This window comes from Streptomyces sp. MK7 (genome assembly GCF_032658145.1).
Classification (GTDB): Bacteria; Actinomycetota; Actinomycetes; order Streptomycetales; family Streptomycetaceae; genus Streptomyces; species Streptomyces spiralis.
The window spans coordinates 71,871-96,416 of sequence record NZ_JAVACL010000002.1 but is presented as its reverse complement, the minus strand read 5'-3'; the positions used below and the strand labels follow the sequence as shown (position 1 = coordinate 96,416).

Below are 24,546 nucleotides of genomic sequence, written 5' to 3'. Positions count from 1 at the left end.
GTCACCCATGTGCGATGCCCTCCCGGAACCTCCGGGGAGTGCATCGGTGAGTGGCCGTCAGGTGAGTGCTGCCCGCCCGCGCTCAGCCGTTGCGCGGTCCGGGGAACGCCGTGGGCCGCGCGTCCTCGCGCAGCGACGGGCTGCCTGCCGTCGGCTGGGTCGGCATGGAGCGGGCCGTGGGCACCGCCGGAATCGTGGGAAGACCGGTGCCGACGTTGATCGTGCGGGTGCCCGCGGGCTCCGCGCCCCGCTCGGTCTCGGCGGCCGCCTGCGCGGCGGCACGGCGCGCGCCGTAACGACGGTGGACCGCCTGCTTGGTGACGCCGAGCGCCGAACCCACGGCGTCCCACGAGAAGCCGAGTGACCGGTCGAAGTCCACGGCGGCCGTGACCAGGGTCTCGACACTGTCCCGCAGCTCCTGCGCGAGGCGGACGGTCGGCGCGGGGGCGCGTCCGTAGACGACGAAGCCCGTGGAGGGACCGGAGCGGCGCGGACGGTAGACGTTGCCCAACTGGGCGGTGAGCGTGCGCAGCGCGTCCACCTGCCGACGGACCCGCTCGATGTCCCGCACCAGCAAGTGCAGGCTCGCCCGGGCCTGGGCGTCGTGGGTTGCGTGGTCGGCCATGAACAAGCCTCTCGAACCGGCGTTGAAAGGAATCGAGCCGCACGAGCGCGGCCCCTGGTGGTCAACTCTGTCTTGACCAACGCGCTTTCGCTCCGCTGGTCACGGTGTGGGGGCGTAAGGGCATATGCGTACGCCCCCACGGGCGTGCGCTGCGCCGCTCGTCCGCCGCGGCTGTCCGTTCATGGTCATAGACTGGTGTGCTGCCCGCCCAGCCCCGACCGAGAGGCCGCACCCGCCCATGAAGCTCGTCTTCGCCGGTACCCCCGAGGTCGCCGTTCCCGCCCTGGACGCTCTGCTCGCCTCCGGGCGGCACGAGGTGGCCGCCGTCGTCACACGCCCCGACGCACCGGCCGGACGCGGGCGCCGACTGGTGGCGAGCCCGGTCGCCGAGCGGGCCGAGGAGGCCGGCGTCGAGGTGCTCAAGCCGGAGCGGCCGCGTGACCCGGAGTTCCTGGAGCGGCTGACACGGATCGCCCCGGACTGCTGCCCCGTCGTCGCCTACGGCGCCCTGCTGCCCAGGCCCGCGCTGGACATCCCCGCGCACGGCTGGGTCAACCTGCACTTCTCCCTGCTCCCCGCCTGGCGCGGTGCGGCGCCCGTGCAGCACAGCCTCATGGCGGGCGACGAGATCACCGGTGCCTCCACCTTCCTCATCGAGGAGGGCCTGGACTCCGGCCCGGTCTACGGCACCGTCACGGAGCGGATCCGGCCCACCGACACCAGCGGCGACCTGCTCACCCGGCTGGCGTTCGCCGGCTCCGGGCTGCTCGTCGCGACCATGGACGGCATCGAGGACGGCACCCTGAAGGCCGTACCGCAGCCGGCCGAGGGCGTCACCCTCGCGCCGAAGATCACCGTCGAGGACGCCCGGATCGACTGGAGCGCCCCCGCCCTGCGCGTCGACCGGGTGGTGCGCGGCTGCACGCCGGCCCCGGGCGCCTGGACCACGTTCCGCGGCGAACGGCTCAAACTGATCCAGGTCGCCCTCGCGCCGCAGCGGACCGACCTCGCCCCCGGCGCGCTCGCCGCCGGCAAGAACCACCTCCACGTCGGCACCGGCTCCCACGCCGTCGAACTGCTGTGGGTGCAGGCCCAGGGAAAGAAGCCGATGCGAGCGGCGGACTGGGCACGCGGCGTGCGCATCACCGAGGGCGAGACCCTCGGACACTGACCACCGACGGCCTCGCCGACCGCAACACCGGGCAGTCCCGTCCGCCTTCGCGCGGTTCGTCGGGCGCCGACCGGGCAGTCTCGTCGACCGCTGGCCGGGCAGCAGTTCGTCGACCGTCGATAAGGCAGTCCTGTCGGTCGTCGAGTGGGCAGTTTCGTCGGACGCTGCCTGGGCCGGGGCCGTCGGCCGCCGCTCGAGCGGGCAGGCACATCGGTTGCCGACCAGGCCATCTCGTCGGCCGCCGAGCGGACAGCTTCCTCGGCCGCTGCCCCCGCCGCCCCTGCGGACACCCGGGCGCCGCCCCCGCTGACCCCTCGGCCGCCGACCAGCGGTCGGCTGCGGGACGTAGCCTGGTCGGAGAGCACACCCGGGCCACGCGCACCCAGGTCCAGCACATCCGTGCCCAGCACATTCGTGCGCGGCGCATCCGTGCGCGGCGCCCCAGACATCCGGAGCACCTTTTTCGTGAGCGACACCCCCCGTCGGCCCCGCAAGCCCGCCAAGCCCTACCGCAGGCCGCAGAAGGACCCCGTCCGCATCCTCGCCTTCGAGGCGCTGCGCGCCGTGGACGAGCGGGACGCCTACGCCAACCTCGTCCTGCCGCCCCTGCTGCGCAAGGCGCGCGAGAAGGAGGGACCCGAAAAGTTCGACGGACGGGACGCCGCGCTCGCCACCGAGCTGGTGTACGGCACGCTGCGCCGGCAGGGGACCTACGACGCGATCCTCGCCGCCTGCGTGGACCGGCCGCTCAGGGAGGTCGACCCGCCCGTCCTCGATGTGCTCAGCCTCGGCGTCCACCAGCTGCTCGGCACCCGCATCCCGAGCCACGCCGCCGTGTCCGCCACGGTCGAGCTGGCCCGGGTGGTGCTCGGCGACGGGCGGGCCAAGTTCGTCAACGCCGTGCTGCGCAAGGTCGCCCGGGACGACCTCGACGGATGGCTGGAGAAGGTCGCCCCGCCCTACGACGACGACCCCGAGGACCACCTCGCCGTCGTCCACTCCCACCCCCGCTGGGTCGTCTCCGCCCTGTGGGACTCCCTCGGCGGACCCCGCGCCGGCATCGAGGACCTGCTCGAGGCCGACAACGAGCGGCCCGAGGTCACCTTGGTGGCCCGGCCCGGCCGGGCCACCACCGAGGAGCTGCTGCGCGAGGAGGCCGCGGTGCCGGGCCGCTGGTCGCCGCACGCCGTGCGGCTCACCGAGGGCGGGGAGCCGGGCGCCGTGGACGCCGTACGGGAGGGCCGCGCCGGCGTTCAGGACGAGGGCAGCCAGCTCGTGGCGCTGGCCCTGGCGAACGCGCCCCTCGACGGCCCCGACGCGCGATGGCTCGACGGCTGCGCCGGACCCGGCGGCAAGGCGGCCCTGCTCGCCGCCCTCGCCGCCGAGCGAGGGGCCGTGCTGCTCGCCTCCGAGAAGCAGCCCCACCGGGCGGGACTGGTGGCCAAGGCGCTCGCCGGGAACCCCGGCCCGTACCAGGTCGTCGCCGCCGACGGAACACGCCCCGCCTGGCGTCCCGGAAGCTTCGACCGGGTCCTCGTCGACGTGCCGTGCACCGGCCTGGGCGCCCTGCGCCGCCGACCCGAGGCCCGCTGGCGCCGCCGCCCGGAGGACCTGGACAACTTCGCCCCCCTCCAGCGCGCCCTGCTGCGCACCGCCCTCGACTCGGTGCGCGTCGGCGGCGTCGTCGGCTACGCCACCTGCTCCCCGCACCTGGCGGAGACCCGCGCCGTCGTGGCCGACGTGCTCAAGCAGCGCCCGGAGACGGAGCTGATCGACGCCCGCCCCCTGCTCCCGGGCGTCCCGGCCCTCGGCGAGGGCCCGGACGTCCAGCTCTGGCCGCATCTGCACGGCACGGACGCGATGTACCTGGCCCTGATCCGCAGAACTGCCTGAAACACCGCTGGAGGCAGCCGACCCACCGGCGCGGGGCCGTATCGACGTGCGGCTCCGCCGCCTGCGCGCGACCAGCCCCCACCGGCCGTTGGACAAAACGCAACCGGTGAGGACCGCCGTTACAGCCGAGCGCGGCGACATGGCAGGCTTGGGGCATGGCCGTGCAGATCAACCCCAGCATCCTGTCCGCCGACTTCGCGCGCCTCGCCGAGCAGGCGAAGGCGGTCGAAGGGGCCGACTGGCTCCACGTCGACGTGATGGACAACCACTTCGTCCCGAATCTCACGCTCGGCGTTCCGGTCGTGGAATCCCTGGCGCGGGCGACGGACACCCCGCTGGACTGCCACCTGATGATCGAGGACGCCGACCGGTGGGCCCCGCAGTACGTCGAGGCGGGCGCCTCCTCGGTCACCTTCCACGTCGAGGCGGCCGGCGCCCCGGTGCGGCTGGCCCGCGAGATCCGCGCCAAGGGCGCCAGGGCCTCGATGGCGCTCAAGCCCGCCACGCCCATCGAGCCGTACGAGGACCTGCTCCCCGAGCTCGACATGCTTCTGATCATGACGGTGGAGCCGGGCTTCGGCGGCCAGGCGTTCCTCGACATCATGCTGCCCAAGATCCGCCGTACCAGGGAGCTGATCAGCAAGCACGGCCTCCAGCTGTGGCTCCAGGTCGACGGCGGGGTGTCGGCCGCCACGATCGAGCGCTGCGCGGAGGCCGGCGCCGACGTCTTCGTCGCCGGCTCGGCCGTCTACGGGGCGCAGGACCCGGCCGAGGCGGTGCGCGCACTGCGGGCACAGGCGGAGGCGGCCACCTCCGGGGCGTCGTGGGCGTGCGGCCACTGAACACACGGCCACCGGACACACGCGTGCGACCACGGAGGCCATCATGGAGTGGAACCACCGAGCATGTCGTGGGCGTGCAACCACTGGGCATCAGGTACGTGAACGGCTCTCATCAGGGCTGATCAAGAGCGCCGGATCTGCAAGGATGAACGGCGAATCCAGAATGTGAACAGCAGTGAGGAGATCGCCGTGTCGGGTATGTCGGCGGGCCGGTCAGCAGTGCGGATGGGACCCGCTGAGCTGGTGCAGGCGGCGGCCATGGCCCGCCGTTTCTACCTCGAGGGCAAGTCCAAGATCCAGATCGCCGAGGAGTTCGGCGTCAGCCGCTTCAAGGTGGCCCGGGTCCTGGAGACCGCCCTCGAACGCGACCTCGTGCGCATCGAGATCCGCGTACCGGCCGAACTGGACGCCGAGCGCTCCGACGCGCTCCGCGCCCGCTACGGCCTCAGGCACGCCGTCGTGGTCGAATCCCCGGCCGACGCCGAGGAGACCCCCGACCCGGAGAACCTGGGCGAGGTCGCCGCGGACCTGCTCGGCGAGCTCGTCAACGAGGGCGATGTGCTGGGCCTGGCCTGGGGCCGGTCCACCATCCACATGGCGGCGGCCCTCGACCGGCTGCCCCCGTGCACGGTGGTGCAGCTGACCGGCGTGTACGACGCCGGGACCGCCGAACGCGGCTCGGTGGAGGCCGTCCGCCGCGCCGCCCAGGTCTCCGGCGGGGACGCCCACCCCATCTACGCGCCGATGCTGCTGCCCGACGAGGCCACCGCGGCGGCGCTGCGCAACCAGACCGGGATCGCCCGGGCCTTCGAGTACTTCGACAAGGTCACGGTCGCCTGCGTGTCCATCGGCTCCTGGGAGCCGGGCATCTCCACGGTGCACGACATGCTCAGCGACGAGGAGCGCGCGCACTACGCCTCGCTCGGTGTCGCCGCCGAGATGTCCGCGCACCTCTTCGACGCCCAGGGCCGCCGGATCGGCCGGGACCTGGGGGAGCGGTGCATCACCGTCAAGGCCGAGCAGCTGCGCCGTATCCCCGAGGTCGTCGCGATCGCGGGCGGGCAGCGCAAGGCGCCGGCGATCGACGCGGTGCTGCGCTCCGGTCTGGTCACCAGCCTGGTCACGGACACCTCGGCCGCCGACTCCCTGATGACGGCCGGACCCGCTCCGAAGCCCGCCCTGGCCCGGGCGGACCCGGACGGGGGCTGAAGCCGAGGTGAGCGACGACCTGGCGGGCCGGCTACCGGTCACCCTGGACCTCGACGGCGTCACGGGCAGGCGGCCCTGATGGACCGCACCGCCCGGGCCCTGGCGCTGCCCGACTGGTTCGGCCGCAACCGGGACGCGCTCGCCGACTGCCTCTCCGACCGCACCGTCCGGCCCCGGGCGGCCGCCCGCCAGGGGCTGCTGCTCGTCGTACGGGGCCGGCGGGCGTACGCCGAGGCGAACCTGGGCGAGTGGTGCACGGCGCGGCAGGTGTTCGCCGAGGCGGCCGAGCGCACTCCCGCGCTCACCGTCGCCCCGGCCCTCGGCGGATCGTCGGCCCTTGGAGGATCGTCCTAAACACCTCCGCGGCAGCCTGGGCCATATGACAGGCCCTGACAACGTGCCCGTCATGGGACAATGAAGTACGTGCTCTTTCCCCCTGGCAGACCTGTCCGGGGGTCACCTCTGATCGACTGGGATGTGCAGCACGTGCGTTTCCTCAATGACATCCAGCCCGCGTACGACCTGACGTACGACGACGTGTTCATGGTGCCGAGCCGCTCCGCGGTCGGCTCGCGTCAGGGCGTGGACCTCAGCTCGCCGGACGGCACGGGCACCACCATCCCGCTCGTCGTCGCCAACATGACCGCCATCGCCGGCCGCCGCATGGCCGAGACGATGGCCAGGCGCGGCGGCCTGGTGGTCATCCCGCAGGACATCCCGATCGACGTGGTCACCGACGTCATCTCCTGGGTGAAGAGCCGCCACCTGGTGCTGGACACCCCGATCGTGCTGGCCCCGCACCAGACCGTCGCCGACGCCCTCGCCCTGCTGCCCAAGCGGGCGCACAACGCCGGCGTGGTCGTCGACGAGGAGCAGCGGCCCGTCGGTGTCGTCACCGACGCCGACCTGACCGGCGTCGACCGCTTCACCCAGCTCGAAGTGGTCATGTCCAAGGACCTGCTCCTGCTGGACGCCGACATCGACCCGCGCGAGGCCTTCAACACCCTTGACGCGCACAACCGGCGCTACGCCCCCGCGGTCGACAAGGACGGCAGGCTCGCCGGCATCCTCACCCGCAAGGGCGCACTGCGCGCCACGCTGTACACCCCGGCCGTCGACAAGAACGGCAAGCTGCGCATCGCCGCGGCCGTCGGCATCAACGGCGATGTGGCCGGCAAGGCCAAGCAGCTGCTCGACGCGGGCGTGGACACGCTCGTCATCGACACCGCGCACGGCCACCAGGAGTCGATGATCACCGCGATCAAGCTGGTGCGTGCCCTCGATCCGCAGGTCCCGATCGCCGCCGGCAACATCGTCTCCGCCGAGGGCGTCAAGGACCTCATCGACGCGGGCGCGGACATCATCAAGGTCGGTGTGGGCCCCGGCGCCATGTGCACCACCCGCATGATGACCGGCGTGGGCCGGCCGCAGTTCTCCGCGGTCCTGGAGTGTGCCGCCGAGGCGAAGAAGTACGGCAAGCACGTGTGGGCCGACGGCGGTGTCCGCCACCCGCGGGACGTGGCCATGGCCCTCGCGGCCGGCGCGTCCAACGTGATGATCGGCTCCTGGTTCGCGGGCACGTACGAGTCTCCGGGCGACCTCCAGCACGACGCCGGCGGACGCGCCTACAAGGAGTCGTTCGGCATGGCCTCCGCGCGCGCGGTGCGCAACCGGACCTCGGAGGAGTCGGCGTACGACCGCGCCCGCAAGGGGCTGTTCGAGGAGGGCATCTCCACCTCCCGCATGTTCCTCGACCCGGCCCGCCCGGGCGTCGAGGATCTGATCGACTCGATCATCGCGGGCGTCCGCTCCTCGTGCACCTACGCCGGTGCCGGCTCCCTGGAGGAGTTCGCCGACAAGGCCATCGTCGGCATCCAGAGCGCGGCCGGCTACGCCGAGGGCAAGCCGCTGCACGCGAGCTGGACCTGAGCCGGCCGCCGTTCCGCACGGCCCCCGCTCTTCCGTCTCCGCACGGCCCCCGCTCTCCCTCGCCGGGACAGCGGGGGCCGTCGGCGTGTGTGGCGTGTCCGACGTGTCCGGCGACTCCGGACAGTCCCGCCCGTCTCGTGCGCAACGGACGAAAGCCCCCGCGCAACGAACACCCGCACAGTCCCCGCGAACGCAACGATCTTGCGGGGATGCGCAAGGTTGCTGCATTACAGGGGCAACGCCCCGGCTCGTAAGGTTCTGCGCTGTACGTGGCGTGGCAGGGACCCCGCTCGGTGGCTCCCCGCGGGACGGGGGCCACCGGTCCCGGCCGCTCGAAGACCCGCAGCGACAAGGAGCCGCGCGTGCTCGATCAAGGCGCACCACCGCAGAACCGCAGAACCGTCCCCCTGTCCGCCGGTGCGCGCCTGATGCGACGCAAGCCCGTGGAACGCCTGGTCGCGGAGGGTGGCCACGGCGAAGGCGGCACCCTGCGACGCTCCCTGGGCCTGTGGCAGCTCACCATGATCAGCATCGGTGCCACCCTGGGCACCGGCATCTTCGTGGTCCTCGGGGAGGCCGTCCCCAAGGCCGGTCCCGCCGTCACCCTGTCCTTCGTGATCGCCGGTCTCACGGCCCTCTTCTCGGCCCTGTCGTACGCCGAGCTGGCGGGCACCATCCCGGTCTCCGGCTCCTCCTACTCGTACGCATACGCAACGATGGGCGAGCTGATCGCCTGGGTGTGCGGCTGGTGCCTGGTCCTGGAGTACGGCGTGTCGGTGGCCGCCGTGGCCGTCGGCTGGGGCGAGTACCTCAACGAGCTGCTCAAGGGCACCCTGGGCGTCACCATCCCGGCGGCCCTGTCGGCGCCGCCCGGCGACGGCGGCGTCTTCAACCTGCCCGCGCTGATCGTCGTCCTGCTGGCGATGGTGTTCCTGATGGGTGGCGCCAAGGAGTCCGCGCGGGCCAACACGGTCATGGTCTGCGTGAAGATCGCCGCGCTGGTGCTGTTCTGCGCGATCGGTGTCCAAGGCTTCCGCTCCGGCAACTACTCCCACTTCATGCCGCTCGGCATGAGCGGCGTCAGCGCCGCGGGCGCGACGCTCTTCTTCTCCTACATCGGCTTCGACGCGGCGTCGACCGCCGGCGAGGAGGCCAAGAACGCCCAGCGCGACCTGCCCCGGGCGATCATGCTGTCCCTGGTCATCGTCACCGCCCTGTACGTCCTCGTGGCCGCCGTCGCCGTGGGCGCCAAGCCATGGCGGAAGTTCAACGACTCCGAGGCGGCCCTCGCCCAGATCATGCGCGACGTCACCGGTCAGAGCTTCTGGGGCACCCTGCTGGCGTTCTGCGCGGTCATCGCCATCGCCAGCGTGGTCCTGACCGTGCTGTACGGCCAGACCCGCATCCTGTTCGCCATGTCCCGCGACGGCCTCGTGCCCAAGGTGTTCTCCCGGGTCCACCCGAAGTCGGGGGCGCCCCGTGCCAACACGGTGATCGTCTCCCTGTTCTGCGGTGTCCTGGCGGCGGCCATCCCGCTGGGCCAGCTCGCCGACGCCACCAGCATCGGCACCCTCTTTGCGTTCGCGCTGGTCAACGTGGCCGTGGTGGTGCTGCGCCGGACCCGCCCGACCATGCACCGCACCTTCCGGGTGCCGCTGTCGCCGCTGCTGCCCGCGGTGGGCTTCGCCTTCTGCGTCTGGATGATGGGCAGCCTGTCCGCCGTCACCTGGGTGGTCTTCGGAGTCTGGATGGCGGTCGGGCTCGTGTTCTACTTCGTGTACGGCTACCGCCGTTCCCGCCTCGCGGCCGAGCCGAGCCTCGTGACGGCGGAGAAGTGACCGAGCGCCCGATCCCGAAGAAGTGACCCACACCCCGTGCTGAACGATCTCGACGAACGCATCGTGCACGCCCTTGCCGAGGACGCCCGCCGCTCCTACGCGGACATCGGGCAGCTCGTCGGCCTGTCCGCGCCCGCCGTGAAGCGGCGCGTGGACAGGCTGCGCGCCACCGGAGCCATCACCGGCTTCACCGTCCGCGTCGACCCGGCCGCCCTCGGCTGGGAGACCGAGGGCTACGTCGAGATCTACTGCCGGCGCAACACATCGCCGGAGACCATCCAGCGCGGCCTGGAGCGCTACCAGGAGGTCGTGTCCGCGTCCACCGTCACCGGCGACGCGGACGCGGTCGCCCAGGTCTTCGCCGCCGACATGCGCCACTTCGAGCGAGTCCTGGAACGCATCGCCGGCGAGCCCTTCGTGGAACGCACGAAGTCCGTCCTGGTCCTGTCCCCACTGCTCCGCCGCTTCTCCTCGGGCTCCCCGACGTAACTTCCGGGGCCCGGGGGCGGCCCCCGTCGGCAGTGACCGAGTCGGGGGGCGAGTGGGCAGAGCCTGGGGGTACAGGGGGCGAAGCCCACGCCGGGGTCCGGGGCGGAGCCCCGGGACGGCCACCTCTGCGGCAACCGAGTCGGGCGGGCGGGTGGGCAGAGCCCCGGCCCCGGCGGAGCCCCACGCAACGAATCGCCGCCCATCCCACCCCCTACGCAACGATCCGCCCACCGCCGCGCAACAGCTCCCGCTTGTCCGCGCGAGCCGCCCGACCGTACCGTCTAACCGACCCCCCGACACCCCCTTTGACCGGTGAGGATCCCGCATGCGCACCGCCCTGCTCCAGAGCTCCGGCCACCCCGGTGCCGTCGCCGAGAACCTGGAAGTTCTCGACGCGGCCGCGGGCCGCGCCGCCGCCGCGGGCGCCGCGCTGCTCCTCGCGCCGGAGATGTTCCTGACCGGGTACGCGATCGGCGACGACATCGGCCGACTGGCCGAGCCCGCCGACGGCGGCTCCGCCGACGCGATCGCGGAGCTGGCCGGCCGGCACGGTCTGGCGATCGCCTACGGCTACCCCGAGCGGGACGGCGAGGCGGTCTTCAACTCCGCCCAGCTGATCTCCGCCGACGGCACGCGCCTGGCCAACTACCGCAAGACCCACCTCTTCGGCGGCTTCGAGCGCGAGCACTTCACCGCGGGCGAGCAGCCGGTCGTCCAGGCCGAGCTGAACGGCCTGACCGTCGGCCTGCTGATCTGCTACGACGTGGAGTTCCCGGAGAACACCCGCGGCCACGCCCTGGCCGGCACCGACCTGCTGCTCGTTCCGACGGCGCTGATGCACCCGTTCCAGTTCGTCGCCGAGTCCCTCGTGCCCGTACGCGCCTTCGAGAACCAGATGTACGTCGCGTACGCCAACCGGGTCGGCCGCGAGGGCGGGTTCGACTTCGCCGGGCTTTCCACCCTCGCCGGTCCCGACGGAGTCGCCCGTACCCGGGCCGGTCAGGCCGAGGAAGTGGTCCTCGCCGACGTGGACCCGGCCCTGCTCGCCGCCTCCCGTGAGGCGAACCCGTACCTCCGGGACCGCCGCCCCGCCCTCTACGGGGCCCTCTCCTGACCTCTCACGGCAGCCACCCCCACCCGTTCTTCCCGCTCTTCCCCGCGCAAGGAGTCCGTACCCCATGACGTCCACGGTGCCCAACGCCGTCGAGCACGCAGACGAGCAGCAGCCGCCGATCACCATGTTCGGCCCGGACTTCCCGTACGCGTACGACGACTTCCTCGCCCACCCGGCGGGCCTCGGCCAGATACCCGCCACCGGGCACGGCACGGAGGTCGCGATCATCGGCGGCGGCCTGTCCGGCATCGTGGCCGCCTACGAGCTGATGAAGATGGGCCTCAAGCCCGTCGTCTACGAGGCCGACCGGATCGGCGGCCGGCTGCGCACCGTCGGCTTCGACGGCTGCGACGAGTTCCTGACCGCCGAGATGGGCGCGATGCGCTTCCCGCCGTCCTCCACGGCCCTCCAGCACTACATCGACCTGGTCGGCCTGGAGACCAGGTCCTTCCCGAACCCGCTCGCGGAGGCGACCCCCTCGACCGTCGTCGACCTCAAGGGCGAGTCGCACTACGCCGAGACCATCGACGACCTGCCGCAGGTCTACCGGGACGTGGCCGACGCCTGGAACAGGTGCCTCGAAGAGGGCGCCGACTTCTCCGACATGAACCGCGCCATGCGCGAGCGGGACGTCAGGCGCATCCGCGAGATCTGGTCCCAGCTCGTCGAGAAGCTCGACAACCAGACCTTCTACGGCTTCCTGTGCGACTCCGAGGCCTTCAGGTCCTTCCGGCACCGGGAGATCTTCGGCCAGGTCGGCTTCGGCACCGGCGGCTGGGACACCGACTTCCCCAACTCCATCCTGGAGATCCTGCGCGTCGTCTACACCGAGGCCGACGACCACCACCGCGGCATCGTCGGGGGCTCTCAGCAGCTGCCGCTCAGGCTCTGGGAGCGCGAGCCGGAGAAGATCGTCCACTGGCCGTACGGCACCTCGCTGAGGTCCCTGCACGTCGACGGCGAGCCGCGCCCCGCCGTGACCCGGCTGCACCGCACCGCGGGCAACCAGATCACCGTCACCGACGCAGGCGGCGACATCCGGACCTACCAGGCGGCGATCTTCACCGCCCAGTCCTGGATGCTGCTCTCCAAGATCCAGTGCGACGACGAGCTGTTCCCGATCGACCACTGGACCGCCATCGAGCGCACCCACTACATGGAGTCCTCCAAGCTCTTCGTCCCGGTCGACCGGCCGTTCTGGCTGGACAAGGACGAGGAGACGGGCCGGGACGTCATGTCGATGACGCTGACGGACCGGATGACCCGCGGCACCTACCTCCTCGACAACGGCCCGGACCGGCCCGCCGTCATCTGCCTGTCCTACACGTGGTGCGACGACAGCCTGAAGTGGCTGCCGCTGTCCGCGAACGAGCGGATGGAGGTCATGCTGAAGTCGCTCGGCGAGATCTACCCGAAGGTCGACATCAGGAAGCACATCATCGGCAACCCGGTGACGGTCTCCTGGGAGAACGAGCCCTACTTCATGGGCGCGTTCAAGGCCAACCTGCCCGGCCACTACCGCTACCAGCGGCGCCTGTTCACCCACTTCATGCAGGACCGGCTGCCGGAGGACAAGCGCGGCATCTTCCTCGCCGGCGACGACATCTCCTGGACCGCGGGCTGGGCCGAGGGCGCCGTCCAGACCGCGCTGAACGCGGTCTGGGGCGTCATGCACCACCTCGGCGGGGCCACCGACGCGGCCAACCCCGGACCCGGCGACGTCTACGACGAGATCGCGCCCGTGGAACTCCCCGAGGACTAGCCGGACCGGTCGTTCGACATGGCTCGGTCCGCCGGTTCGCATCCTCCGCTCCGTGTCACGCGGCGGATCATCCCGACGGGCTCCGCGAGCGCTGTGGTCGCGGAGCCCGCTGTGGGTTCCGGTCAGGGGGCGACGAGCTGGTGCTCGGTGCCGATCCCGGATGCGTTGCCCTCGGTGTAGAGGCTCAGCTCACCGTCGGACCAGCGGACGAGCGTGTCGTCCGGCCACGGGTTGTCGCTGAAGTCCCCGCCCGTGACGAGCATGGCGTGCTCCCACAGGTCGTTGGGGGCCTTCCATTTGTGCTCACCCCAGGTGTCACCGGTGCCGGTGAAGTCGTCGTAGCAGGTCAGCTCGCCGTCGGACCAGCGCACCACGAGGTCCCAGGTGTCGCCCTGCGTGTAGTCGCCGGAGCCGATCTCGACCGCGTGGGTCCAGAGCTTGTTCGGGTTGACGACCTTGATCTCCTTGCCGAGGCTCGTGCCTGTGTTCTGGTACACGGTGAGTTCGCCGTCGGACCAGCGGACGACGAGGTCGTCCTGCCACTTGTTCCCGCCGTACCGGCCGGCGGTCATGGCCTCGGCGTGCTTCCACGTCTCGTTCGGCGCGACGATCTGCTTCTCGCCGTGGAAGCCGTGCTCGTCCACCGACGGGTACAGCGTGACCTCGCCGTCCGACCACAGCACGATCAGGTCGGAGCCGTTGTCACCGGTGAAGTCACCGGCCACGACCTGCTTGGCGTGGTCGGCCCACAGCTTGTTCGGCTTCTGGACCCGGATCTCCTTGTCGAAGTAGTTCAGGCCCTTGTCCGCGCCGCGGTAGATCGTCAGCTCGCCGTCCGACCAGAGGACGAACATGTCCATGCGGTCCTGCGAGACCGGACCGCCGAGGGCGAAATAGCCCGAGGCGATGTCCCTGGCGTGCTTCCACGTCGACGCGGCCGGCAGCACGACCGGGGCAGGCATTTTCCCCGCCACCGCGGCGTCGTAGATCCGCTTGAGGTCGCTGTCGAAGTACGAGGAGTACGACGTGTCGTCGCTGTGCCCGCCGGTCTGCCACCCTCCCGTCACACCGATGACCTGCGGGTGGTCGCCACCGATGATGAACGGGCCGCCGGAGGTTCCGCGGACGTAGCCCTTGCAGTCGATCTGGGAGAACGTGCCGCCCTTCCAGCCACCGGAGCTTGCGGTGGCGAACTTCTTCATCGGCGAGGTGCAGTCGAGCGGGTCCTGGTGCGGCTTGTACTTGCCGTCGTCGTCCGGCAGCCACGGATAGCCGATCACCCTGGTCCTGGGATGGTCGAAGCCGGTGCCGTATCCGATCGGGATCGCTCCGACGACATCCTGGACCTTCTTCCCGTCCGAGCGCGGCTCGGTCCTCAGCAGGGCGAAGTCGAGGTCCGTGTAGTCGTGGTCACCGCCCTTGCGCAGGTAGCGGGGGTCGGCGTAGATCTGCCCGACGTTGATCGGGAACACCCCGTACGGCTTGGGATCGGCCTGGTGGTGCTTGGGCACGAACACAAGCTTCTTGGTCTGGTCGGTGCTGTCGAAGCAATGCGCGGCGGTCAGCACCAGGTCCTTGCCCGGGGAGGGGACCACGGTGCCGGCGCAGAACCGGTACTTCAGGTCGCTGTCCTGCCAGAAGAACGTGCCGACCTCCTTGATGCCCTCGAACGTGTGCGAAGGCGAAGTCCCGCTGACGGCCTTCCCGCGGGCCGCGTCAGGCTTGGTCCGGCTCGCGCCGGCCTTCCGCTCCGGGAGGAGCTGGTCTTCCTCGACGGGGACGGCCTGGGCCATCCGCTCCGGGGTCCAGAACTTCTCCAGCTCCGTCGCCGATGCCGGATCGTCCTCGGGCGTGCCACTCGTGCTCGGCGACGGGCCGGGCGTGTCCGGCGATCCGGACCAAGAGGCCGGCGGTGTGGTCGCCGAAGTGTTCCTGGAGGACGGGGAGGACGCAGGAGTCGCGGGGGGCGCCTCCTTCGACGGGGCGGCGGACGGTTGCCCGGCGAGCGGTGAGCTGCTGGGGGACGCCGTCACGGGAGCGGGTGCGGGCTCGGCCCATGCGGACGTCGACATGAAGGTGGCGGCTATCGCGGTGGCGGCCGCCAGGCTGTGTCTCAGCCTCAAAGTTCCCCCTGATTCAGGTGTGTTGCGGGCCCTGGTCAGTTCGGCCCGGTCTTTTGCGATCTTGGACCCTACCCACACCCCGTCTCGTGCGTAAAGGCGATTCCATGGAGCAACCAAGTCTTCGTATGGGGCCTCTAACGGGACGGACGTCAAAGGCACCGAGAGGGGAAACGGGGCATGCGCTCACCCACACAGGCACGGCCGGTCGGGCTGTCGATCGCGGCGGCCCTACTGGGACTGGCCGCCGTGTCCTGCGACAGCGGCAGCAGCCCGAAGCCGGAAGCGACCGCGTCCCGTGCCACCGAAGCGCACGGCTACGAGGCGGCTTACGACGCCGGATGGCGCACCGGCAAACAGCTCTTCGAGGACGGCGGCAAGGGCGCCGCGGTCCGCGAGGCGGTGTGGGGCGGCTGCGTCCGCCGGTCCCTCACGGCCCAGCCGCGGAACGTGGTGGAGAAGGACCGCGGAGCCTGGGTGATGGGCTGCAAGCAGGCAGTGGGAACGGGAACGGAGCGTCGTCCGCCCGCGGGGCCGGTGACACGCCGCCAACCCGACCCGGACCTCCTGGCCCGCTTCCGGTCCTGGGCCGCAGAGAACGGAGCGAAGCAGTCCGCGCAGCAGGCCGCCGAGGCGGTTCTCGTCCACCTCGGCGACCGCGACTACGACGTCGAACTCACCACTGCCTACACCGACAAGAGCGCGAAGACCGACCTGAGGCGGTTGGCCGACACGTTCGCGACCTGGTGGGACGGCGACGGCGGCGACAACGCCACCGCGTGGAACCTCATCCTCGTGGCCCAGGACGGCAAGCGCCTCACCACCCGGAACCTCTGAGAACGAAGGCAATCGATCACATGAGGAACAAGACACGTCTGCTGCTCGTACCGGTTCTCGCGGCCGGCCTCCTCGCCACCTCCACAGCCTGGGAGACCGCCGCCGCCGCGAGTGAGGACTGCTCGTCCTGGCCGAGCAACTCCGGGCAGACCGGCAACGTGAAGTGCGACAGTCGCAGCGGAGTACGCCAGCACAGAACCGTGGTCACCTGTATCAACAGCGGTGGCGCGAAATGGACGATCACCGGCCCGTGGCGCTACCGCAACCGCGTGTCGTCCGCGACGTGTTCGGTGAGCGGCACCGCCGGTGTGTTCGCGATCGGCCAAGAGCGACGCTTCAGGGGCTGACAGACACCCCGGGGACGAGCCCGGCTGCAGAGAACTCCTCGGCCGGTCAGCCCCGGCAGGCCCGGGCGGCCGGGATCACAGCCCGGCCGCCCGGGCCTTCTCGTACACCTCCGCGGCCACGTCCTTCAGTTCCTCGGCGTCCCGCACGGTGCTCTGCAGGTCGACGAGGATCTCCTCCAGCCCGATCTCCGCGTACGCGACGAGGTCCTCGACGAGCTGGTCGGGACTGCCGTGGAACGGGCGCCGGTTCGCGCCCTCGTGGGACTTGGCCGAGTAGCGCGCGTTCACCCGGAGCACCGTCTGGATCGGCTGCTGCCGGCCGCGCTCGGCGGCCAGGTCCTGCACCGCGTGCCACTCGCCGGCGACCTGCTCGACGCCCATGGCGGTCGGCAGCCAGCCGTCGGCGTGCTCGACGAGCCGCTCCCGCGCCTTGCGGGTGCTCGCCGCCAGCAGGATCGGGATCGGCCGGGCCGGCTTGGGGCCGACCGCGGCCGAGTCGATCTCCGTGATCCTGCCGTGGTGGCGCACCGGGTCGGGCCCCCACACCGCCCGGCACACGTCGATCACCTCGTCCAGCACCTTGCCGCGCTCCTTGATCGGCCGGATGCCCGTGGCCGCGTACTCGTCGAGGGACCAGCCGGTGCCGAACCCGGCGATCACCCGGCCGCCGCTGGCCGCGTCCAGCGAGGCGAGGGCCTTGGCGAGCTGGAACGGCGCGTGCAGCGGCGCGACCAGCACGCTGCTGCCCAGCCGGGCCCGCTCGGTGGCCGCCGCGGCCAGGGTGAGCGTGACCAGCGGGTCGGCCACATGGCGGTAGGAGTCGGGCCAGGGCATGCCCTCGATGCCGTACAGCCCCTGGGTGGCGGGCTCCGGGAAAAGGGCCCGCTCGTACACCCAGAGGCTCTCGTAGCCGATGTGTTCCGCGGCGCGTGCCACGTCGGGCACGTCCTTGCCGAGGTGGTACTGCCGGTTCTGCGGAAGGCCGAGTCCCAGACGGATCGCCATGGCGGTGAGCTCCTTCGTGATCGTCCGTTTCCACCGATCAACGTACAGTGATCACGCGGGAGTTCCCCGGTACGTGCCTTCGCAGGTCTTCGGCCGTCGGATTTCCCGTCGGGTCCCGGTCTTCCCGTCGGGTCTAGTCCGGCAGCGGGGTGAGCATCATGCGCCCGGCGAAGCCGACCGCCGCGTCCAGCCGCTGAGCGAACTCCTCGGCCACGTCGGGCAGCCGGCGCAGCGCCCACAGCGCCCGCGCGGCCGACCAGGCGGCGTCCCGGGCCCGTTCCAGGCTCCACGCGCCGAGCAGATGGGTGAGCGGGTCGGCGATCTGCAGCAGGTCGGGACCGGGCATCAGGTCTTCCCGGACCCGCTCCTCCAGTGCGACGAGCAGGTCGCCCACGCGGTCGAAGTCGCCCTCCAGGTCGGCCGGCTCGCACGCCAGCGTGCCGCACGCGTCCACGACGGCCAGCGCCAAATCGTGGCCGATGTGCGCGTTGATGCCCGCGAGCGCGAACTGCAGTGGGCGCACACCGGGATGGCGGCGGAACTGCAGCAGCGGCCGCCAGCAGGCCGGCGCGCGCCGCCCTTCCGCCGCCGCGTCCACGGCGGCCAGATACCGCTCGGCGAACCGTACGTCCAGCGTGGCCGCGGCCCGCGGGTCCGCGAACCGCCCGGCCGCCAGGCGCCGGTCGACCGCCTCGGTGACGGCGAGATAGACCCGGTTGAAGACCGCGATCCCGTCCCGCTCCGGCAGCGCGGCGTCCAGCTCGCGCATTCGGGCGAGGGCCGCGTCCACTGTGTCCAGCCGACGGGTGAGTTGTGCCGATTGCCCCATGGGGGCAGCGTCCCAGGCCGGGCCCGGACCGGGTGCCGACGGGCCCGGCGCTTCCCCGGAACGGGGGAACGCTCGCCTGGTGCGCGCCTGGGGCCCGTGCCTACGACTGGGCGCGCTGGGTGCCGGCCCGCCTCTGCACGTCGTACGACGACGTGCCCTCGTCCAGCAGCGGCTCCTGCTGCTTCAGGTGCGCGGGCGCGAAGGCGCGCAGCGTGTGGTAGCCGGTGATGACGACGAGCGTGCCCAGCGCGATACCGCTGAGGGAGAAGGTGTCGGTGAACTTCATGGTGACGTTGCCGACGCCGATGATGATGCCCGCCGCGGCCGGCACCAGGTTCAGCGGGTTGCGCAGGTCGACCTTGGCGTTGATCCAGATCTGCGCGCCCAGCAGCCCGATCATCCCGTACAGGATGACGGTGATGCCGCCGAGGACACCGCCGGGGATCGCGGCCACGATGGCGCCGAACTTCGGGCAGATGCCGAACAGCAGCGCGAACCCGGCCGCGGCCCAGTAGGCGGCGGTGGAGTAGACGCGGGTGGCGGCCATCACGCCGATGTTCTCGGAGTACGTGGTGTTGGGCGGGCCGCCCACGGCCGTCGACAGCATGGAGGCCACACCGTCCGCCGAGATGGCCGTGCCCAGCTTGTCGTCCAGCGGGTCGCCGGTCATCTCGCCGACCGCCTTGACATGCCCGGCGTTCTCCGCGACCAGGGCGATGACGACCGGCAGCGCGACCAGGATCGCCGACCAGTGGAAGGCCGGACCGTGGAAGGACGGCAGCCCGATCCAGTCGGCCTTGCCGACGCCGGAGAGGTCCAGGCGCCAGTGGTCGGTGAGCTTGCCGCTGCCGTCGACGGAGTGGATCTTGCCGAAGAGCTGGTCGAAGACCCAGGAGACGGCGTAGCCGAAGACCAGGCCGAGGAAGATCGCGATCCGGGACCAGAAGCCGCGCAGACAGACGACGGCCAGCCCGGTGAACAGCATCACCAGCAGCGCGGTCCACTGGTCCTGCGGCCAGTAGGTGGAGGCGGTCACCGGGGCGAGGTTGAAGCCGATCAGCATCACGACCGCGCCGGTGACGATCGGCGGCATCGCCGCGTGGATGATCCGCGCACCGAAGCGCTGTACGGCGAGACCGACCAGGAACAGGGCGATGCCGACCACGAGGACCGCGCCCGTCACGGTCGCGCTCGTGCCGCCCTGCGCCCGGATGACCGCGGCGACGCCCACGAAGGACAGCGAGCAGCCCAGGTAGCTGGGCACCCGGCCGCGGGTGGCGAGCAGGAAGATCACGGTCGCGACGCCCGACATCATGATCGCGAGGTTGGGGTCGAGGCCCATGAGCACGGGGGCCACGAAGGAGGCGCCGAACATGGCCACGACGTGCTGGGCGCCGAGTCCGACCGTGCGGGGCCAGGAGAGCCGTTCGTCGGGCCGGACCACCGCTCCTGGTGCGGGCGTGCGCCCGTCACCGTGCAGTTTCCAGCGCACGCCGAGGTCCATGGTGGGGTTTCGCTTTCTCTGAACGGGAAGATGTCCGAAACCCATTGTCCGGGTTCCGGGCAAGCGACCAGCACCTTCCCTGCCGACGTTCCTGAGCGTCCGCTTAGGATGAGGGGTCGTACCCCCTCCTCACCAGCACGTTCAGGAGCCCCGCCGTGACCGCCGAAGCACCCGTCGCCACCGCCCTGTCGTACGGCCGGCTGATCCCCGTCGCCGTCCACTTCGACGACCTGGACGCGCTCGGGCTGCTGCACAACGCCCGCTACCCGCTGCTGGTGGAACGGGCCTGGTCCGAACTGTGGCACGGGCACGGCTTCCGCTTCGAGGGCGACTGGGCGGCCGCCGGGGACGCCTGCAACGCGGTCAAGGAGCTGCGGATCAGCTACGAGGCGCCGGTGACCCGGCCGGGTGCGTACGCCGTCCACCTGTGGCTGGACCGGCTGGGCAGGACCGGCCTGACGTACGGCTTCCGCTTCTGCTCGGCCGACGGCGCGGTGACGTACGCCCGCGGAGGCCGCGTCCTGGTCCGACTGGATTCGGCCACCTTGCGCCCCGCGCCCTGGAGCGAGGAGTTCAGGGCCGCGGGTCGGGAACTGCTGCGGCCGGCCGGCTGACCTTCGGGCGGTCCCGGTCGCCCGCCCGCAGCACCCCCGCGAACGCGGCCAGACCGCACGCCAGCAGCGTCACCAGGCCGAACGACACCACCAGGCTGGTCGCCTGGGCGAGTCCGCCGATCGCGCTCGGCGCCACCAGGCCGGAGGTGTACGTGATCGTCGCCACACCCGCGATGGCCTGGCTGGGGTTCGGCCCGCTGCGGCCGGCCGCGGCGAAGCACAGCGGCACCACGACCGCGATGCCCAGGCCCATCAGCGCGAAGCCGGTCATCGCCACCGCCGGATGACCCGCGACGACGACGAGCAGGCCGCCGAGCACCGCCAGGACACCGCTCGCCCGCACGGTGCGCACGGAGCCGAACCGGTCCACCACCTTGTCGCCCGCGATCCGCGCGACCGCCATGGTGAGGGTGAATCCGGTGGTGCAGGCCGCCGCGAGACCGGCCGAGGTGTCCAGCTGGTCGCGCAGGTACACCGCCGACCAGTCCAGGCTCGCGCCCTCCGCGAACACCGCGCAGAACCCGATCGCGCCGATCAGCAGCGCCGACTTCGGCGGCAGCGCGAACCGGGGCGGCGGCTCCTCGTCCTCGGCCGGCTGAAGATCGAGCACCCAGGTGCAGGCGACCAGGCCCAGCACGGTCAGCACGCCGGCCGCCAGGACGTGGTGCAGGCGAGCGTCCGAGCCCAGGTGCGCGGCGAGCGTGCCGGCCGCCGAGCCGGTCAGGGCACCCGCGCTCCACATGCCGTGCAGGCCCGACATGATCGAGCGGCCGAGCCGGTTCTCGACCTCCACACCGAGGGCGTTCATCGCGACGTCCGCCATGCCCGCCGAGGCGCCGTAGACGAAAAGTGCCAGGCAGAGGGTGAGGAGGTTCGGGGCGAGGGCGGGCAGGACCAGGGAGAGCGTCCACAGGGCGAGCAGGCCGCGCAGGGCGGTACGGGCGCCGAAGCGGTGAGTGATGCCGCCCGCGAGCGGCATCGCCACGGAGGCGCCGAGCGCGGGGAAGGCCAGGGCGAGGCCGAGCTGCCCGGCGCTGACCGAGGCGTGGTCCTGGATCCACGGCACCCGGGTGGCGAACGAACCCGTGACGGCGCCGTGTACGGCGAAGACGGCCGCCACGGCGTACCGGGCGCGCCGCACCTCGCGCTGTTCGTCGACCACTGCACTCATTGTCCGGCCCCTCCCGTGTGTCCCGCCGCGGGCTCGTTGTCCTGCCGCGGGCGTAAACTATCAGGGACCCTGCCTGATAGATAGGGGATACCCGGCGCCGCCCGCGTCGCGGCCCCGCAGATCTGGGAGGATTCCCGGCATGCCCGCATCCCCGAGCACCGCCCGGGCCATCAACGACCGGCTCGCCCTGCGGCTGTTGCAGCAGGAGGGACCGTTGACGGCAGGGCAGCTGAAGCAGCTCACCGGCCTGTCCCGGCCGACGGTCGCCGATCTCGTCGAACGCCTGACGGTCTCCGGCCTGATCACCGTGGTGGGGGAGGCGGGGGAGCGGCGGCGCGGCCCGAACGCACGGCTGTACGGCATCGTCGCCGACCGCGCCCATCTGGCCGCCCTCGACGTACGCACCGAGAGCGTCTCGGTGACCGTGTCCGACCTGCTCGGGCGGGAGCTGGCCGAGGCGTCCGTGCCGATCGGTGGGGACACCGGGACCGGACCCGCGGTCGAGCAGGCGGTCACGCTGGTGGAGCGGGTGGCGAAGGAGGCGGGGGCGGAGCAGCTGCACACCGTGGCCATCGGCGCGCCGGGCCTGATCGACCCGGACACGGGCGAGCTGCGCGACTCCACGGGCCTGCCCGCCTGGCACCGCCGGCTGGTGGCCGCGTTGCAGGAGCGGCTGCCGCGGGCCCGGGTCATCGTCGAGAACGAGACCAACCTCGCGGCGCTGGCCGAGCAGCGGGACGGAGCCGCCCGGGGGCGGGACACCTTCGTCCTGCTGTGGCTCGGCCACGGCACGGGTGCGGCGGTGGTCCTGGACGGGACGCTGCGCCGCGGCGCCTCCGGCGGCACCGGCGAGATCGGCTTCCTGCCCGTGCCCGGTACCGGTGGCGTGCCGTCGGCGACGGACTGTGCGGGTGGCTTCCACTCGCTGGCCGGGTCGGCGGCGGTGACGGAACTGGCGGGGGCGTACGGGCTGTCGGGGGAGCACGGGGGCCGGGAGCCGGCCGCCGCCGAGCTGGTGCGCCGCGCGGCCGCGTCCCTGGGAGAGGGGTCCGCGGAAGAGGCCGCCCCGGGGGGCGGTGCCCGAGCCGCGGACTTCCTGGACGCCCTCGCCGACCGGGTCGCCCTCGGTGTCGCCTCCGTCGTGGCCGTCCTGGATCCCGGGTGCGCGGTTCTGGGCGGGGAGATCGGGCAGGCCGGCGGGGACGTGCTCGCCGGGCGCGTGGCTGAGCGGGTCGGGCGGATGTCGCCGCTGCGGACGGAGGTGCGCGCGAGCGCGTTGGGGGGCGGGGCCGTGTTGCGGGGGGCGTTGCTGACGGCGCGGGAACGCGCGCAGGACGAGTTGTTCGCACCGGCGGGCCCACCCACCCACCCGACTCGGTAACTCCAGAGGCGCCCGCCCGGGGCTCTGCCCCGGCCCCCGGCGGGCTCTGCCCCGGCCCCCGGCGGGGCGCTGCCCGGACCCTCAGGATCTGCCCATTCGTCAGCCAGACTCGGTGACCCCACCCCCGGCCCGGTGAGGGCTCCGCCCCTGTCCCGGTGAGGGCTCCGCTCCTGCACCCCCAGGCTCTGCCCACTCGTCAGCCAGACTCGGTGACCCCAGCCCCTGTCCCGGTGGGCCTCCGCCCCTGCACCCCCGGACCCGGCCTCGCCCGCCCGACCCGGTGGCCCGGCGGCCGCTCCGCCTCCCGGGTCCCCCTGCGCCCCGGCGGCCGCTCCGCCTCCCGGGTCCCCCTGCGCCCCTGGCCCGGCGGCGGCTTCGCCTCCCGCGGCCCCGCCCGCACCCCTCAACCGGCATCAGCCCCGGCGGCCACCGCCCCCGAAACGCGTGGCGAGGAAGTCCTCGAACGTTCGCTTGCCCACGGTCTGAGCGGGAGTGAGGTGGCCGCCCTCGCGGAAGCCTCGGTAGGCCCTGCCGGCCAGGGGGACGGTGAGTACCGGGCGGCGGCGGGCCGTGGCCTTCAGGTAGGCGCGGGCCAGGGAGTCGAAGGTGCGGACCTCCGGGCCGCCCATGTCCGGGACGCGGCCCGCCGGCGCGGAGGTCGCCAACTCGGCGAGTCTCGCGGCCACTTCGGCGACCTCGATCGGCTGGTCGCGCACGCCCGCCGGGAGCAGCATGACCGGCGGCTTGGCCAGGGCCCGGAACAGGGTGGCCAGCAGGTCGTGGAACTGGGTGGTCCGCAGCACCGTCCAGCCCAGGCCCGATTCCTCGATCAGCTGCTCCACGGCGTGCTTGGTCTCGTAGTAGCCGAGCGGGACCCGGTCGACCCCCACGATGGAGATGTAGACCAGGTGGCCCACACCCGCCCTGCGCGCCGCCGCGATCAGATGGGCGGCCGCCTCCTCGTCGCCGCCCCTGGGCGAGCTCGCGCAGTGCACGACCGTGTCCACGCCGGCGACGGCCGCGTCCAGCGCGGGACCGCCCTCGCGCAGATCGACGGCGTACGGCTCGGCGTGCCGGCTGAGCACCCGCACCTCGTGTCCGTCCGTGCGCAGCCGCTCGACGACGAGGCGGCCGAGCGTTCCGGTGCCGCCGGTCACCAGGATCATGGTCATGCTGTTCAGTCCCTCCGGACGTTCCGCACACTCCGTCATCGGCGCTCCCAGACGAACGCCCCGGGTCAGCCATTCCCGCTTGTCCGGGATCATCATCACCCGCCGCTCGCGCCACCGGATCACCGCGCACGCCGTGTGCACGGCCCGGCAGGCGTGGGGAGGCACGGGCAGGTGCGAACGGGCCCGAACTCGCGCCCGGTGCCGAGATGTTGACGGTTGACGCTTTGGTCTAGTCCTTTTAGTGTCTGACTCCTGCACAGGCCGGTCCGGCGGCGGTGACGACGGCCCTTGCCCGCCGCCGGGCCTTTCGATCGACCAGGTTTCCGTGCGGCTGCGTCGCGGTCGCGTCGCGGTCGAGGTCAGGGCCGCTCGAGCGGCGATGCGCTCTGTGAGCGAACCCACACCGTTCGTCTGTATGAACGTCGGGCGGGCGTGGCAGACTGGCTTCGTACCAGTAGCAGCGCACTCCGGGGTCGGTGAAAGTCCGAACCGGCGGTTACAGTCCGCGACCCGGTCGCTTCCAGCGGCCGGTTGACCAGGTGGAATTCCTGGACCGACGGTTAAAGTCCGGATGGGAGGCAGTGCGCGGCGAGCGGGCACGTATGTGTGCGCGCCGCCGTCTACGGGCTCGCCCTCACGGCGAGTTGCCGTCCGGCGTCGCCGTACCGAGTGTTCTCGTTCGTGTCCTCTGTCG

The 24,546-nt window shown here is 72.1% G+C and carries 21 protein-coding genes and 1 riboswitch; of the genes, 14 read left to right on the top strand and 7 right to left on the bottom strand.

The window, feature by feature from the left end; genetic code table 11:
- Positions 1-82: 82 nt before the first annotated feature.
- Positions 83-625 (bottom strand): hypothetical protein, encoded by a 543-nt coding sequence (locus R2S09_RS03100; protein WP_306188485.1) that lies wholly within the window; start codon positions 623-625, stop codon positions 83-85.
- Positions 626-863: 238 nt separating this feature from the next.
- On the opposite strand from R2S09_RS03100, the gene fmt reads away from it, so the two are divergent.
- The 10 genes from fmt to R2S09_RS03050 all read left to right on the top strand — a co-directional run bounded on the left by fmt (position 864) and on the right by R2S09_RS03050 (position 12,872).
- Positions 864-1,796, top strand: a complete 933-nt coding sequence (gene fmt / locus R2S09_RS03095; RefSeq protein ID WP_306188483.1) for a methionyl-tRNA formyltransferase — start codon at positions 864-866, stop codon at positions 1,794-1,796.
- A gap of 465 nt (positions 1,797-2,261) precedes the next feature.
- Positions 2,262-3,689, top strand: coding sequence for a transcription antitermination factor NusB (locus tag R2S09_RS03090; RefSeq protein ID WP_316739656.1), 1,428 nt, complete (start codon positions 2,262-2,264; stop codon positions 3,687-3,689).
- Positions 3,690-3,844: 155 nt separating this feature from the next.
- Positions 3,845-4,531 (top strand): ribulose-phosphate 3-epimerase, encoded by a 687-nt coding sequence (rpe, locus tag R2S09_RS03085; protein ID WP_306188479.1) that lies wholly within the window; start codon positions 3,845-3,847, stop codon positions 4,529-4,531.
- A gap of 165 nt (positions 4,532-4,696) precedes the next feature.
- Complete coding sequence (locus tag R2S09_RS03080; protein WP_306188477.1) at positions 4,697-5,740, top strand: sugar-binding transcriptional regulator; 1,044 nt, start codon at positions 4,697-4,699, stop codon at positions 5,738-5,740.
- 78 nt (positions 5,741-5,818) lie between these two features.
- Positions 5,819-6,094 carry a barstar family protein gene (locus R2S09_RS03075; RefSeq protein WP_306188475.1) on the top strand — a complete coding sequence of 92 codons (276 nt, stop codon included), beginning with the start codon at positions 5,819-5,821 and terminating at the stop codon, positions 6,092-6,094.
- A gap of 132 nt (positions 6,095-6,226) precedes the next feature.
- Positions 6,227-7,669 (top strand): GuaB1 family IMP dehydrogenase-related protein, encoded by a 1,443-nt coding sequence (locus tag R2S09_RS03070; RefSeq protein ID WP_306188473.1) that lies wholly within the window; start codon positions 6,227-6,229, stop codon positions 7,667-7,669.
- Positions 7,670-8,031: 362 nt separating this feature from the next.
- Entirely contained in the window at positions 8,032-9,507 is a 1,476-nt protein-coding gene (locus R2S09_RS03065) for an amino acid permease (protein WP_306188471.1), read from the top strand.
- A 36-nt stretch (positions 9,508-9,543) separates the two neighbouring features.
- Complete coding sequence (locus tag R2S09_RS03060; protein ID WP_306188469.1) at positions 9,544-9,996, top strand: Lrp/AsnC family transcriptional regulator; 453 nt, start codon at positions 9,544-9,546, stop codon at positions 9,994-9,996.
- Between the two features lie 325 nt (positions 9,997-10,321).
- A complete protein-coding gene (locus R2S09_RS03055; RefSeq protein WP_306188467.1) occupies positions 10,322-11,110 on the top strand; it encodes a carbon-nitrogen hydrolase family protein in 789 nt (262 codons plus the stop codon).
- A gap of 64 nt (positions 11,111-11,174) precedes the next feature.
- Positions 11,175-12,872 (top strand): NAD(P)/FAD-dependent oxidoreductase, encoded by a 1,698-nt coding sequence (locus R2S09_RS03050; protein ID WP_316739653.1) that lies wholly within the window; start codon positions 11,175-11,177, stop codon positions 12,870-12,872.
- Positions 12,873-12,994: 122 nt separating this feature from the next.
- On the opposite strand, the gene R2S09_RS03045 is transcribed toward R2S09_RS03050, so the two are convergent.
- Positions 12,995-14,995 carry a trypsin-like serine protease gene (locus tag R2S09_RS03045; RefSeq protein ID WP_316739652.1) on the bottom strand — a complete coding sequence of 667 codons (2,001 nt, stop codon included), beginning with the start codon at positions 14,993-14,995 and terminating at the stop codon, positions 12,995-12,997.
- 177 nt (positions 14,996-15,172) lie between these two features.
- Between R2S09_RS03045 and R2S09_RS03040 the strand changes: the two genes are divergently transcribed.
- Together R2S09_RS03040 and R2S09_RS03035 are read left to right on the top strand one after the other, a co-directional pair.
- Positions 15,173-15,829 carry a hypothetical protein gene (locus R2S09_RS03040; protein WP_306188462.1) on the top strand — a complete coding sequence of 219 codons (657 nt, stop codon included), beginning with the start codon at positions 15,173-15,175 and terminating at the stop codon, positions 15,827-15,829.
- A 20-nt stretch (positions 15,830-15,849) separates the two neighbouring features.
- Positions 15,850-16,176, top strand: coding sequence for a hypothetical protein (locus tag R2S09_RS03035; RefSeq protein ID WP_316739651.1), 327 nt, complete (start codon positions 15,850-15,852; stop codon positions 16,174-16,176).
- A gap of 75 nt (positions 16,177-16,251) precedes the next feature.
- Here the strand turns inward: R2S09_RS03035 and R2S09_RS03030 are convergent, their stop codons facing one another.
- The 3 genes from R2S09_RS03030 to R2S09_RS03020 all read right to left on the bottom strand — a co-directional run bounded on the left by R2S09_RS03030 (position 16,252) and on the right by R2S09_RS03020 (position 19,514).
- Positions 16,252-17,181, bottom strand: coding sequence for an LLM class F420-dependent oxidoreductase (locus R2S09_RS03030; RefSeq protein ID WP_306188458.1), 930 nt, complete (start codon positions 17,179-17,181; stop codon positions 16,252-16,254).
- 133 nt (positions 17,182-17,314) lie between these two features.
- Complete coding sequence (locus tag R2S09_RS03025) at positions 17,315-18,010, bottom strand: DUF5995 family protein (RefSeq protein WP_306188457.1); 696 nt, start codon at positions 18,008-18,010, stop codon at positions 17,315-17,317.
- Positions 18,011-18,110: 100 nt separating this feature from the next.
- Positions 18,111-19,514 carry a uracil-xanthine permease family protein gene (locus tag R2S09_RS03020; protein ID WP_306188455.1) on the bottom strand — a complete coding sequence of 468 codons (1,404 nt, stop codon included), beginning with the start codon at positions 19,512-19,514 and terminating at the stop codon, positions 18,111-18,113.
- A gap of 155 nt (positions 19,515-19,669) precedes the next feature.
- Between R2S09_RS03020 and R2S09_RS03015 the strand changes: the two genes are divergently transcribed.
- Positions 19,670-20,128 (top strand): thioesterase family protein, encoded by a 459-nt coding sequence (locus R2S09_RS03015; protein ID WP_306188453.1) that lies wholly within the window; start codon positions 19,670-19,672, stop codon positions 20,126-20,128.
- Here the strand turns inward: R2S09_RS03015 and R2S09_RS03010 are convergent.
- On the bottom strand, positions 20,088-21,299 hold the full coding sequence (locus tag R2S09_RS03010) for an MFS transporter (protein ID WP_316739650.1): 1,212 nt from the start codon (positions 21,297-21,299) through the stop codon (positions 20,088-20,090). The genes R2S09_RS03015 and R2S09_RS03010 overlap by 41 nt on opposite strands.
- Before the next feature lie 139 nt (positions 21,300-21,438).
- Here R2S09_RS03010 and R2S09_RS03005 point away from each other — a divergent pair, with 139 nt between their 5' ends.
- Positions 21,439-22,680 carry an ROK family transcriptional regulator gene (locus R2S09_RS03005; protein WP_316739649.1) on the top strand — a complete coding sequence of 414 codons (1,242 nt, stop codon included), beginning with the start codon at positions 21,439-21,441 and terminating at the stop codon, positions 22,678-22,680.
- 413 nt (positions 22,681-23,093) lie between these two features.
- Here R2S09_RS03005 and R2S09_RS03000 read toward each other — a convergent pair whose 3' ends face one another.
- On the bottom strand, positions 23,094-23,852 hold the full coding sequence (locus R2S09_RS03000; protein ID WP_306188449.1) for an SDR family oxidoreductase: 759 nt from the start codon (positions 23,850-23,852) through the stop codon (positions 23,094-23,096).
- A 458-nt stretch (positions 23,853-24,310) separates the two neighbouring features.
- A riboswitch (FMN riboswitch) is annotated at positions 24,311-24,441 on the top strand.
- The last annotated feature ends 105 nt before the right edge of the window (positions 24,442-24,546 follow it).